Genomic DNA, 10,850 nt, shown 5'->3' with positions numbered 1-10,850 from the left:
AGATTATGGACAAAAGGAGAGGAGAGTGGTGATTTTTTGAACCTTGTAGATGTTAAATTAGATTGCGATAGTGATACTTTTTTAGTTCAAGTAAACCCAGAAGGAAATACTTGTCATACAGGTTCATATAATTGCTGGCAAGAATCTAAAAATCAAAATTTTAGCTTTTTATTGAAACTTGAAGAAACTATTAGAGAGAGAAAAGAAACAGCCAATTCATCTACTAGTTATGTTGCTAGTTTGTTTCAAAAAGGAATTAATAAAATTGCTCAAAAAGTAGGTGAGGAGGCAATAGAAGTTGTTATTGAAGCCAAAGACAACAACGACATTCTATTTGTGAGCGAAAGTGCCGATTTACTTTTTCATTATCTCATTTTATTGCAAGCAAAAGGATTCAAATTACAAGACGTGGTTAATGTTTTAGAATCGAGAAACAAGTAATTTTTAAGCCAATTCTTCCAATAATTGCAATTGGCTTTTTAGTCTTTCCACTAACAAATTCATCATTCTTTTGTTTAAGTTTGATGAGTTTTTTATATAATCTTGGTATTCATGAACCGTAAAAAATCCGATAACCATTCCTTTTAATGAGTTTCTGAATTTTATATCTTTTTGAATAACATTTTCAATATAATTTTGTTTTTTTTCGGGTGTTAATGTAAAAAAAGCACCCTTTTGTTTCTGAGCATAATTGATAAACACTTGAATAAGCAAATCATTTTGCAATTTTAAAATAGGTCGCAAAGTAATGTTCTGAAAAGCTTCTTCTTCCGATGATTGTGGCGTTACAATTCCTAAAGCACCACCTCTTAAATCAAAAATTGTTGTATCACGATTTTCCATTTGTTTTTCTTTTAAAATTAAGAAATTATCGAGGCTAATTTATGGCTCAAATCTAAAAGTTATTAGTAATTTAGTGTTGAAAAGATAATTATGAGAACTTCAAAAATATTCGTCACCGTAGATGCAGTTATTATTAAAAAAGCGACTGATGATCAATTGCTTTTAATAAAAAGAAAAAATGAACCATTTCAGAGTTGTTGGGCTTTACCTGGTGGTTTTGTAGATGAAAATGAAGATTTAGAAGTCGCAGCTAAACGAGAATTAGAAGAAGAAACTCAAATAAAAATCGATTCTTTACAACAATTTGGAGCTTTTGGCAAACCATTTCGTGATCCTAGAGGACACATGATTTCGGTGGCTTATTTTGGAGAAGTTCCAGAAAATACAATAGCAATTGCTTCAGATGATGCTAAAGAAGTGGCTTGGTTTCCTGTAAATAAATTACCAAATTTAGCCTTCGATCATCAAGAAATTATAGAAAAAGCCTTTAAAATATTTAAAATATGAGATTTCATACTAGAAAATGGGTAAAACCACAAGATTTAAACCCAAATCACACGCTTTTTGGCGGACAATTATTAGCTTGGATAGACGAAGAATTGGCTTTATATTCGATTGTGCAACTCGAAAATCCTAGAATTGTGACCAAACACATGTCGGAGATTAACTTTATAAGCTCTGCAAAACAAGGAGATATTATCGAAATTGGTATTGATGTGGTTAAGTTTGGAAATTCGTCATTAACACTAAAATGCGAAGCCAGAAATATTATGACTCGTGAAACGATTATCACAATAGATTCAATAACTATGGTAAGCTTAGGAGATAATGGCAAACCAAAAGCCCACGGAAAAACTGAAATAGAATTTGTGAGAAATAGAATAAAATAGTTAAAACAGGCTAGCAATCCTGTAAAAGCTCTGTGCTAAATTGTTCTTGTTTCTAAGTTACTTTTCAATTCCCATTATATTGTTTTTATTGTCAATAACAATAATTTCGTTGTCAAACATTTTATTTCCAGTAATTCCGTAAATTAGGGATTTAGGCAAATAATCTACAAAATTGAATTTGAAAAACCCATAAACGAATTCTTCCTTTTTTATGTTTTTTCCAATTTGAATATTTTCGGTTATTTGTTTCCTATAAAATTCATATTCTTTTCCGCCACTACTTAAACAACAAAGTTTTTCTAATTTCTTTTTACTTTTTAGTTTTGATAACTGCTTTTCACTTGTTAATAAAGAAAACATACTTGAACCTGTATCAAAAAACAATCTTGTTTTTTCTTTTCCAATTTTTGCTGGAATCAATAATGGATATTTATCTACACTTGCATTTTCAATAAATTCAAATGATTTCCCTAAATGATTTATACTTTTTTCGGTTATTGCAATTTTATTTTTTTTGAAATCTAAAATTAATGTTCTTCCCACAATTGCATCTAATCCAATATTTCCGATAACAATAAATGAACTATCAATTTTTTCAGAACCTCGATTTAACATTTCTATTTTTTCAGCTTTGAATTTCATTTTTCCAATATTTAATATTGGATTTTTTAAAAATTGCATACTATCTTTTGAATATTCAGTTTTTATAGATTTATTGTTTTCAAGCAATTTATTTAAAGTTACCCCGTGAAAAAATGTTGCTGGAATTCCAGTATCAAATTGCATATATAACTGTTCTTTAATTCCTTCAATTTTGACAGGAACGAAGAAAAATGCTTTTTCGACTAACATGTTTGCTACACTATCGTTTTTCCAAATTATTTCACTGTAAGCAATTTTGTTTGGTTCGCTAAATATCTTAAACGTGTTTAAAGTTTTGCTATTTCTCCAATAATTATAATAAAATGGAATTGAGATTGAAATTATGAGCATTAAAACTAAGAGTATTTTGAAACATGTTTTTAAAATTTTCTTCATAATTATTTTCTTCGAATATTTTTTTCGTTTTTCGTGAATGTCTGCTAATGATTACGCCCATTGGGGGGAAGACGAAGGATTTTCCAGTCTGACGTTTCGGGGCTTTCCGATGGTGGGGATTTAGAAGTATAAATGTTCGGTTTAGCACAAATGTTCATTAGAAACCCGAATGTTAGGTAAACCACCGAAGCCCCACTATCGCAAAACCCTTGTTGGCGGTTCGTGCTTTTGTCTGCTGTTATTCAATTTTGTTTGAATAAATGCACGTGGTTAGTTTTCAAAAACTTCTCCTGCAAATGGATTGTCCACTAACCATAGCCAAATTCCTTTGTCGTTTTTCTTCATCATACAACTTGTTGCACCCTTCATTTCAACAGGATTTCCGTCGGGCATTATTGCTTTTAATGACCATTTGTCAACCCAAATAGCAAGGTCTCCTACAACCGTCACTCTATGGTTACTTCCTATTATTTGAGGTTTCCAAGTACAAAGATGTTCCATTGACTTTTCAATATTGGCTAAACCTGTAATTTCTTGTCCGTCTCTCTCAATGTATGTCGCATCTTTGTCGAAACAATTTAATGCTCCTTGTAAATCTCCATTTACAATACAACTGCGAAAATATTTTACTGCCTCTGCTGGAATTGTCCTGTCGAATTTCTCTGTCATTGTTTTGTTTTTTATTGTATAATAATTGTCCGTTAAGTTTTGAGGTAGCATGACCGCCAACATGCTAATTTGTGTAACTCGTGGTCAAATATTTTAAGCTTCCGTAAAACTATTCTTTCCAGAAGGCATTTCGAAAATTTCTAAATCAAAATAAACTACTGATGCCAATATATGATCAAAAATATCGCTCATGATATATTCATAATTTTCAAAACGTTTGTCACTCGTAAAAGCATAAATCTCTAACGGAATTCCTTGAGAAGTTGGTTGTAAATGTCTGCAAAGCAATATCATATCCTTATTTAAACTTGGATAATTTTCTAAATAATTCGTCAAATATTTTCTAAAAAGTCCAAAATTTGTCAAATTTCTACCGTTTACCGATAATGTTTTGTCAACATTATATTGCGAATTGTATTTGTTTATATCGGCTTGCTTTTTTTCGATATAAGTTTTTATGAGTTGTATTTGTTTAAAATCTTCCAACTCATCTTCTTTAATAAAACGAATACTACTGGATTTTATCAGAATATGACGTTTTATTCTTCTTCCGTCGGCATTTAGCATACCACGCCAGTTTCTAAAACTATCGGAAATTAAGCTATAAGTAGGAATTGTAGTGGTTGTATTATCAAAATTTCGAACTTTTACAGTAGCTAAATTTATTTCTATAACATCACCATCGGCACCAAATTTATCCATCGTAATCCAATCGCCAATACGAACCATATCGTTTACCGAAACTTGAATACTGGCAACAAAACCTAAAATTGTATCTCTAAATATTAATAATATAATGGCCGAAATAGCACCAAAAGTCGTTAGAAGATCTCTAATTTCTATTTCAAATAGTTTAGATAAAATAGCTACAAAACCTATCATCCAAAGGATAATCATGATAACCTGAATGTAGCTATCTATAGGTTTGTCGCTATAGGCAGGAATCGTTTTTAGATGATCTCGAAGCGCATTAAAAACAGTTCTAATTATCCATAAAACTAATAAAATGATATAAATCCCGACTAGTTTTCCAAAAACGGATTCCCAAGAATTAAAGTTTTCTAAAATAATTGGAACCGATTTATAAATATAAATTAGAGGAATAAGATGCGAAATATATTTTGCTGTTTGGTTTGAAACCAATAAATCATCAAACTTTGTCTTAGTTTTGTTTGCTACAATTGCCATTATTGTAACCAAAATAAACCTGAAAATAATGTATAAAACGTACGAAATAGCAAAAAGAATAACCAAATTGATAATTAAACCTAAATAGGACGCAATGGTTTCATTGAAACCAAATTTTATTAAAAGTTTATCACACCAACCAAATAATTTCTCAGTGAATTTAAGCATCTTTCAGGTATTTTTTTTCGATATAAAATGTGCCAAAAGGAGGAATCGAAGCCAAACAAATTTCAATATATTTTTTTATATTCCAATTTTGTTTAAATTTTAATATCGTTGCAATAATAATATATGCCGTAAATAAAATTCCGTGCACCATTCCTATATGTTTTACATAAATAGGATCATTAAAAATATATTTCATTGGCATGGCAAAAAAGAACAATAACAAAGCGGAAATTCCTTCGGTAATAGCAAGATATTTGAAAAATTTAAGCATTTTAAGTTTTATAGATTAATTTGACTGCAAAATTAGGAATTATCATCGATAATATAAGTATCCAAGCCCAAAGTAATTTACATTTGTAATTATAAATTCGAATAATGAGCAAACGAGATTTAAAAAAATACCTTTCGGAGCTAAACAAAGAGCAACTTCAAGATCAAATAATCGAATTATATGATAAGTTTATTCCTGTAAAAACATATTATGATTTTGTATTTAAACCCAATGAAAACAATTTAGTAAAGGATGCAAAACTCAAAATTTCGAATGAATATTTTCCAATTCGAGGGAAAAAAGCCAAAATGCGACGTTCGATAGCACAAAAATTCATCAAGCATTTTATTTTACTTGGTGTCGACTCTTTTATCATTGCCGATTTAATGTTATACAACATCGAAGTCGCCCAAACACTATCATCTGAAAAAGAAATAAAATCTGAATTGTTTTACAAAAGTATGTTAACCTCTTTCAATCAAGCGATTAGTTTCTTAATTGAAAAAGGAATTTTACATCATTTTGAAAGTAGAGTAGTGGCAATTAAAAACGAAACATTAGCTCAAAACTGGGGAAATCATTACGAATTTAATGCTATTGTAGAAAGATTCGAATATTAATTTTTCATTTTTTGATTAAAATGATCAAATAACCCTTTTTATGGCGTACTTTTGCCAAAATCGCCTAAAAAGTATGTTATACAACGACCTAGAACTTGAAGTAGAAGTAGAAGAAAAAAAAGTATTATACGATTACCAATCTCGTGACATTGATGCCATTTTTAGCAAAATGAACAATGTGGGAAACAACTACCACTTGTTGTATCAACTGCCAACAGGAGGAGGGAAGACGGTGATTTTTTCAGAAATAGTTCGTCGTTATTTAGAACTTTATGACAAAAAAGTAGTCGTTCTTACTCACAGAATTGAGCTTTGCAAGCAAACGTCAAAAATGCTGAAAGGTTTTGATGTGAAAAACAAAATAATCAACTCTAAAATTAAGGAATTACCAGACCAAAACGAGTATTCGTGCTTCGTGGCTATGGTTGAAACTTTAAAAAATAGACTAAACGACGAAAAACTTCTTATAGATAATATTGGTTTAGTAATTATCGATGAAGCACATTATAATTCGTTCAGAAAACTGTTAGGTTCGTTCAAAAATGCCTTTATTTTAGGAGTTACAGCAACACCTTTAAGCTCGAATGTGAAGTTACCAATGTATGAAAACTACAAGGAACTCATCGTGGGAGATCCCATAAATAAACTAATAGAAAATGGATTTTTGGCAAAAGCCAATACTTACAGTTATGACGTAGGATTATCTAGTTTGAAAGTAGGAATAAATGGTGATTATACTATCAAATCTTCAGACGAATTGTACTCGCAACTCGACATGCAAAATAAATTATTGCATTCGTACGAAGAAAAATCTAAAGGAAAGAAAACCTTAATTTTCAATAACGGAATAAATACTTCTTTATACGTTTACGAAACTTTTAAAGAAGCAAATTATCCTATAAAACACTTAGATAATACGACTTCTGCCGAAGATAGAAAAGATATTTTAACTTGGTTCAAACAGACGCCAGATGCTATTTTAACCTCAGTAGGAATTCTTACCACAGGTTTCGATGAGCCAACTGTCGAAACCATTATTATAAATCGTGCTACAAAATCACTTACTTTATATTATCAAATGATTGGTCGTGGCTCAAGAAAATTACCGAGTAAAAACGAATTTACAATTATCGATTTAGGTAACAACGCTGCACGTTTCGGATTGTGGAGCGAACCAGTAGATTGGCAACATATTTTTAAATCGCCTGAATATTATCTAGATAATTTGCGTGAAGATGCAGAAATCGAACTGTATTTCAAGTACCAAATGCCACCTGAATTGCGTGCAAAATTCAGTAAAACGGATATTGTAACTTTTGATATTGATGCAGAGCATAAATTGGCTATTTCGCTAAATTTACGTTCGAAAGTAGTACTCGAAAAATCTCTCGAACAACACGCCGCTATGTGTGTAGATAATACCGAAGAGCTTATAGATGCTAAGAATTTATCGAAAGAATTGCACGACGATATCGAATGTCGTATGAAGCGTTATACCAAATGCCTGAGTCAATGTAGCAAAAACTATCGCGAATGGTTGGTCGATGATTATAAGGTAAAATTATTACTTTTAGTAGGAAAAAAATACAGAGAAAAATTATTTGCACAAGAAGATTAGAAGCTATTTCCAGCTATTCGTTGCAATCTTTTTCTCTTGTTCTCGATACTCCTTGCAAAAAAAGCAAGGAACTCGAACTGACGTGAAAAAGGATTTCCACTACTATCTGGGCTAGGAGTTTCAGCTTCGAAAGAATTATTTTTTTATAAAACAACATTATCATGTCAAAACAATTCTCCAATTTAGGAATATCAGAACCAATTTTAAAAGCCTTAATCGATCTTAAAATTTCTGTTCCAACAGAAATTCAGGAAAAATCGATACCAGTTTTACTTTCCAGTCAAGATGATTTTATTGGATTGGCTAAAACAGGAACAGGTAAAACAGCTGCTTTCGGATTGCCTTTATTGCAATTAGTTAATGTAAATAATGCTAAAATACAAGCCATAATATTAGTTCCAACTAGAGAATTAGGAAACCAAATATTTACAAACTTAGAAAGTTTTGCTAAATATTTGCCCGAAGTTTCTATAGCTTCTGTTTGTGGAGGAATACCAATAAAACCTCAAATAGAACGTTTGCAACAAACAACACATATTGTTGTTGCAACTCCAGGAAGACTGATAGATTTAATAAAAAGAGGTGCAATAAACATTAAAGAAATTAAGTATTTAATCCTTGATGAAGCTGACGAAATGGCAACTGCACTCAAAGAAGGATTAGATGAAATTGCCATCGATTTACCTAAAAACAGAAAAACTTGGTTGTTTTCGGCAACTATGCCAGGGACAGTAAAGCAATTGGTACAAAACTATATGTCAAAAAATGTGACACAAGTGAGTGCTAGTATGGAAATTGTGGGAAATTCTAGCATCAATCACGAGTATATTGTAGTAGATCCAATTGAAAAATTAGAGGTTTTAATGCATTTTTTAACTTCAAAAGAAGGCCAAAGAGGAATTATTTTCTGTAAAACAAAGGCTGCAGTCAACAAATTGGCAAAGAATTTAGCTATAAATCGTTTCTCATCTGGAGCAATTCACGGAAGTTTGACACAACCAATCCGTGATAGAATCATGGATCAGTTTCGTGCAGGTCATATTAACATATTAGTTGCTACTGATTTAGCAGCTCGTGGAATCGATGTAAAGGAAATTTCTTATGTAGTAAATTACCATTTGCCAGACGTTCATGAAACGTATGTGCACCGTAGCGGACGTACAGCAAGAGCTGGTGCCGAAGGATTTTCATTAACCATTTTGCAACAGGAAGAAATTGCAGAAATTGCCGATTTTGAAAAAGCTTTGGGAATTAAGTTCAAAAAGTTTCAAAAACCCAACGCAGAAAGTATCGAAGAAAACAATGCGTATTTGTGGGCAAAACAAATCTTCAAAACCAAACCAAATCATGAATTATCAAGTGATTTGAAAGATAAAATAAAAACCGTTTTTCATCATCTAACTAAAGATGAATTGATTGAAAAACTAATGGCTAATTATTTCTTGCAAAACAAACCTGATACAACACCAGTTGTAAAAAGACAAAAGATGAAATAATTACTACTTTATTGGATCAATTGATTGTTAATTTTTTTGAGAAGCAACTTTTCGTCAATTGGTTTAGAAATGTAATCATTCATTCCAACATCTAAAGATTTTTTGATATCAACAGTTGTTACATCGGCAGTTAAAGCGATAATTGGAATTTTAGATTTCATTTCATTTCTAATAAATTCGGTAGCTTCAAAGCCATTCATTTCGGGCATTTGAATGTCCATTAGCACAATATCATAACTATTATTTTGAAGTTTTTGGATAGCAATTTTTCCGTTTTCGGCAATATCACATTCAAAACCAAAATCTTCGAGTAGAATTTTTATCAAAAGTTGATTGAGCGACATATCTTCTGCGACCAATACTTTTGCCTTTGTGATTGTATTGTTTTTATCTAATTCTACAATAATTGTTTCAATTGGCATTACTTGATTTGTTTTTTTGAAAGCCATTACAAACCCAAAAGTAGATCCTTTGCCTAATTTGCTTTTTACAATTAGCTTTCCATCTTGTTGTTCCACAAGTTGTTTTACAATAGCAAGACCCAAACCTGTTCCTCCATACAATCGCGAAGTTTCGTCGAAAGCTTGTTCGAAATTGTCGAAAATAGTCTTAAGTTTATTTTTTGGAATGCCAATTCCAGTATCGGTTAGCGAAAATTCGATAGTTGTTTTTTCAGCATCTTCTTTTAGGATTTTAACACTTAAAGTAATTTTGCCAACTTCTGTAAATTTAATGGCATTGCTAATTAGATTTAAAATAATTTGTCGCAAACGAATAGCATCTCCCAAAACTATTTTTGGAATTTTGCTATCAATTTCTTTTACTAATTCTAACTTTTTTTTCTGGCATTTAATTTCAAATAAGTGAAAGATTTCAGTAATTGTTTCAGATAAATTAAATGGTTTTTCTTCAAAACACATTTTCCCAGCATTTACTTTTGCCAGATCAAGAATATCATTGATGATAACAATCAAAGCATTTCCTGATGTTTTAACGGCATTAATACATTCTTTTTGTTTAGTACTTAGTTCTGTTCTGAGTAAAACATTTGTAAAACCAACGATGGCATTCATTGGCGTTCGAATCTCGTGACTCATGTTAGACAAAAATTGTTGTTTGGCTTTTAGTGCGTCTTCAGCAATTTTTGTTTTATGCTCTGCATTGGCAATAGCTTCTATTAATTGGTCTTTCAAATGCACCTGCTTAGTAACTTCATAAGAAATTATTGTAACGCCCGAAATGGTTTTGTCAGCTTCCAAATAAGGCTGATAAACAAAATTGAAATATACATCTTCCATTTTCCCTTTTCGTAAAAGCGACACAAGATGTTCATATCCATTAAATGGTTTTCCTGTGGTAAATACGTCATTTAATAAACCCGGAAATGAGGTAGTTACAATTTCTGGCAAAACATCAAACAATGATTTTCCTTCTATATCATTTCCTTTACCCCAAAGTTTTTTAACACTATCGTTGGCAAGTGTAATTTTCATGTCTTTTCCTTTCAAAATAGCAAAGGCAAATGGCGATTGCATAAGCATCATATTATAGCGTTTATTGCTATCTTCGATGATTTTCATGGCTTTTTTTTCGGCTTCTAATTGAATTTCACTGATTTTAATCTCGTTTTCTTGAGCTGCCAAAGCTAGTTTTCTAGTTGCTGTAACATCAATTATTGTAAGTACAATTAGCTCTTCGTTTTTGCTTGGTTGACTTACTTTATGCGCATTTAACAATAATATTTTATGTCCGATATTTGAAAAAGTATGATCAATCTCAAAATCATGAAAACATACATTATTGGTCACGATCTCTTCAAGAAGTTCTCGTAATCCAGGAAAACTCCATTCATTTTTATTTAATTTATAAAGTGATGTTCCCATGCTTTCTTGTTCAGACACATGAAAGGTTTTGCAAAAAGATTTATTAGCAGAACGAATCTTCATGTCGTTATCAAGAATAAGCATGGGTTCGTGAATGGTTGACATAATCGCTTCAGAATAAGAATATAATTCTTCTATTTGTTGGTTACGAGCTTGCAATTCCTGA

Annotated in this window: 12 protein-coding genes; 6 read left to right on the top strand and 6 right to left on the bottom strand. The window is 31.2% G+C overall.

The genetic code is table 11. The annotated features are described in order from the left end of the window. Positions 1-441: bifunctional phosphoribosyl-AMP cyclohydrolase/phosphoribosyl-ATP diphosphatase HisIE (hisIE, locus tag ACH2BG_RS01080; RefSeq protein WP_395045888.1), on the top strand; the 441-nt coding region annotated here is incomplete at its 5' end. A gap of 3 nt (positions 442-444) precedes the next feature. Here the strand turns inward: hisIE and ACH2BG_RS01075 are convergent. After that, a complete protein-coding gene (locus ACH2BG_RS01075) occupies positions 445-843 on the bottom strand; it encodes a glyoxalase (protein ID WP_395045887.1) in 399 nt (132 codons plus the stop codon). A 90-nt stretch (positions 844-933) separates the two neighbouring features. Here ACH2BG_RS01075 and ACH2BG_RS01070 point away from each other — a divergent pair, with 90 nt between their 5' ends. Together ACH2BG_RS01070 and ACH2BG_RS01065 are read left to right on the top strand one after the other, a co-directional pair. After that, complete coding sequence (locus tag ACH2BG_RS01070; protein ID WP_395045886.1) at positions 934-1,350, top strand: NUDIX domain-containing protein; 417 nt, start codon at positions 934-936, stop codon at positions 1,348-1,350. Beyond that, positions 1,347-1,733: an acyl-CoA thioesterase gene (locus tag ACH2BG_RS01065; protein ID WP_091477571.1), complete on the top strand. Its 387-nt coding sequence runs from the start codon at positions 1,347-1,349 to the stop codon at positions 1,731-1,733. The genes ACH2BG_RS01070 and ACH2BG_RS01065 overlap by 4 nt, the downstream gene beginning before the upstream one ends. Before the next feature lie 57 nt (positions 1,734-1,790). Here ACH2BG_RS01065 and ACH2BG_RS01060 read toward each other — a convergent pair whose 3' ends face one another. From ACH2BG_RS01060 to ACH2BG_RS01045, 4 genes are all read right to left on the bottom strand, one after another. Beyond that, positions 1,791-2,726, bottom strand: coding sequence for a hypothetical protein (locus tag ACH2BG_RS01060; protein WP_395045885.1), 936 nt, complete (start codon positions 2,724-2,726; stop codon positions 1,791-1,793). 315 nt (positions 2,727-3,041) lie between these two features. Further along, positions 3,042-3,440, bottom strand: a complete 399-nt coding sequence (locus ACH2BG_RS01055) for a YybH family protein (protein WP_395045884.1) — start codon at positions 3,438-3,440, stop codon at positions 3,042-3,044. 93 nt (positions 3,441-3,533) lie between these two features. Next, a complete protein-coding gene (locus ACH2BG_RS01050) occupies positions 3,534-4,796 on the bottom strand; it encodes a mechanosensitive ion channel family protein (protein WP_395045883.1) in 1,263 nt (420 codons plus the stop codon). Continuing rightward, positions 4,789-5,067 carry a DUF3817 domain-containing protein gene (locus ACH2BG_RS01045; RefSeq protein WP_395045882.1) on the bottom strand — a complete coding sequence of 93 codons (279 nt, stop codon included), beginning with the start codon at positions 5,065-5,067 and terminating at the stop codon, positions 4,789-4,791. Before ACH2BG_RS01045 ends, ACH2BG_RS01050 begins: the two co-directional genes overlap by 8 nt. Before the next feature lie 104 nt (positions 5,068-5,171). On the opposite strand from ACH2BG_RS01045, the gene ACH2BG_RS01040 reads away from it, so the two are divergent. The 3 genes from ACH2BG_RS01040 (at position 5,172) to ACH2BG_RS01030 (ending at position 8,801) form a co-directional block, all read left to right on the top strand. Next, the gene (locus ACH2BG_RS01040) at positions 5,172-5,687 is read left to right on the top strand and encodes a DUF6155 family protein (RefSeq protein WP_395045881.1); all 516 of its coding nucleotides are present in this window, start codon (positions 5,172-5,174) and stop codon (positions 5,685-5,687) included. Positions 5,688-5,760: 73 nt separating this feature from the next. After that, positions 5,761-7,305 carry a DEAD/DEAH box helicase gene (locus tag ACH2BG_RS01035; protein ID WP_395045880.1) on the top strand — a complete coding sequence of 515 codons (1,545 nt, stop codon included), beginning with the start codon at positions 5,761-5,763 and terminating at the stop codon, positions 7,303-7,305. A gap of 161 nt (positions 7,306-7,466) precedes the next feature. Continuing rightward, positions 7,467-8,801, top strand: a complete 1,335-nt coding sequence (locus ACH2BG_RS01030) for a DEAD/DEAH box helicase (protein WP_395045879.1) — start codon at positions 7,467-7,469, stop codon at positions 8,799-8,801. 8 nt (positions 8,802-8,809) lie between these two features. Here ACH2BG_RS01030 and ACH2BG_RS01025 read toward each other — a convergent pair. Then, the coding region (locus ACH2BG_RS01025) for a response regulator (protein ID WP_395045878.1) at positions 8,810-10,850 on the bottom strand (2,041 nt) is incomplete at its 5' end.

It is taken from the genome of Flavobacterium sp. (genome assembly GCF_043779715.1).
Lineage (GTDB): Bacteria > Bacteroidota > Bacteroidia > Flavobacteriales > Flavobacteriaceae > Flavobacterium.
The sequence above is the reverse complement of the archived record's forward strand: the minus strand, read 5'-3'. Positions and strand labels throughout refer to the sequence as shown.